The organism is Formosimonas limnophila (assembly GCF_014652675.1).
GTDB classification, from domain to species: Bacteria; Pseudomonadota; Gammaproteobacteria; order Burkholderiales; family Burkholderiaceae; genus Hydromonas; species Hydromonas limnophila.
Window position 1 is genome coordinate 1 of the sequence record NZ_BMZG01000030.1, and the last position, 1,994, is coordinate 1,994.

A 1,994-nucleotide genomic window follows, 5' to 3' on the forward strand; every position below is an offset into this window, starting at 1 on the left:
ATACTCACCCTGGACTGTACCCGTAGGCAAACTACACGTAATTTCTTGCCCTGCTTGCGTACAGCCATTAGGCACAGCATTAACCGTCAATCCAGGATCTAAAGTATCTTTAAGGTTAATGCTAGTTAGAGTCGGAGCACCAGTAACTTTTGTTTTAAGCGTATATTCAATCACCTGACCTAAAGCAACAGTCGTCCCCGCTGCAGGTAATGCAGTTTTAGTGGTATCAACAACTGGATCCAAGGCATTATTTTGCAACGTACAGGTCAAGGTTTTATCTACCGATGCAATAGGTACAGTAAGCTGGCCACCTTGGGGCACAATGATGGCTGGATTTTGTCCATCACTACATACCCATGAGGAAGCGACATAGTTATTTGCACTGGTTGGTGTGCTAAAAATCTCAGCAGGCAAAGTACCTACATCCCCAACCGCAACTTGTACTGCTGCACCAGTTGTCGCATTATCCGTATTCAGGTTAGTAGATGTGAATTGCGTTGTATTGTTTGTAAACCCAGTCGTTGCAGGAATTGTCACGACGTCATTTAAAACACCCACACCAACCCACTGTTTCTTAAGTACCAAATCAACTTTTTGAGCTTGGCAAGAGATGCTGGCCGAAGTGGGGGTGTTTATTTGCCCTGAATCTGAACTAAATTGACCCGTCGGGGCTGGCCCTGGGGTAATAGTATTTATTACTGTTCTACCAGCAGTCCCACAGAATGAGCTTTCAGGCCAAATAATTGGCACAGTAATCTCACAGCCAGAAACAGGCACAGCAGCTCCTGTTAACGTCACACTTGTACCACCAACTGGCGCATTCAGCGCTCCTCCTAAACATGTGCTGGTAACCGCTCCGCCGACTTGCAAAGGAGAAGGTAGATTATCAACCAACCTTAGTCCTGTGACCGGTGTTGCTGATGTAGTGTTCACCTTTATGGTTAAAGTAGCTGTCTCTCCACCAGCAATCGTCGTTTTGTCAAAAGACTTAATAACCTGAGGGTTTACACCACAAGACCCTCCAAAACCTGCGGCTTTTAAGTAGGCGGAACCAACTCTACCTTGATTAAATGAATAAGCATTTGGTGTTTGGAAGGGAGAAGCATCAGCCGTGGCGATAACGCAAGCCCCAGCTCCGTTGTATGAGTCTTTGATAGGAAAGATAGCGGCTGAAGCACTGGCTGTGTCTGTTAAAACAGGCGCAGTGGCATCTCTAGACAAATACAATACGTTATCCTTTGGCACACCATCAATGTATGTCAAATTTAAGAGTCCTATCGGATTTAAACCAGAAAAACTGCCCGAGTTAGGCGAAGCAGTGTTTAGATTAGCGAAAAGAGGTGGCGTATCCGTTGTGCCTCTTGTGATATTTGCCGTAGATAATAAATCCAGAGCGTTGAACATTTGAGTGACATTAGATGGGATATTGCATTGCAAACACCCATCAATAAACATAACAAAACTATTTGCCTGCCTTGTGGCAATGGCGTTATTTATCACAGTCCAGTTAGTTGGATCAATGCGGGTAAAAACTGAAACCATCAAAACAAGATCATACGCACCGCCATCAGCCGCAGTGAAGGTCGAACTCGTTACACCCCCAGCAGTACCCAGAACCGGTTGCTCGGTGAGCACAGCACCAGCGTTTACAAACTCAGCTCGAGCATTATTGATGATCTGAATACCAACGGGGTCTGTCTCTACCGTGGTCAGAAATAAAACCTTCTCACCAGCAGCCAAAGCCGAATTACCCCATAAATACATGGACAGAATGAGCAATAATTTAAAAAGATGCTTCATTTTCGCACTCCATTAGTTACCGCAGTTTTTAGTTAAAGTTGTACAGCAGAGTGTGGGACTTAACATGTAGGAGCCAAACGCCTAAAAACAGTGAAGGGAATCTCAACATACAGAGGCTCCCTTACAAAGCATGCTGTTAAATCACACATAGCATATTTACAATCAAGGCAAAGACACCTCAAAGCGTCGGTTAG

The 1,994-nt window shown here is 44.8% G+C and carries 1 protein-coding gene; it reads right to left on the minus strand.

Annotation, left to right across the window (positions count from 1 at the left end):
• Positions 1–1,800: isopeptide-forming domain-containing fimbrial protein (locus tag IE082_RS10985; RefSeq protein WP_189493954.1), on the minus strand; the 1,800-nt coding region annotated here is incomplete at its 3' end.
• Between the last annotated feature and the right edge of the window lie 194 nt (positions 1,801–1,994).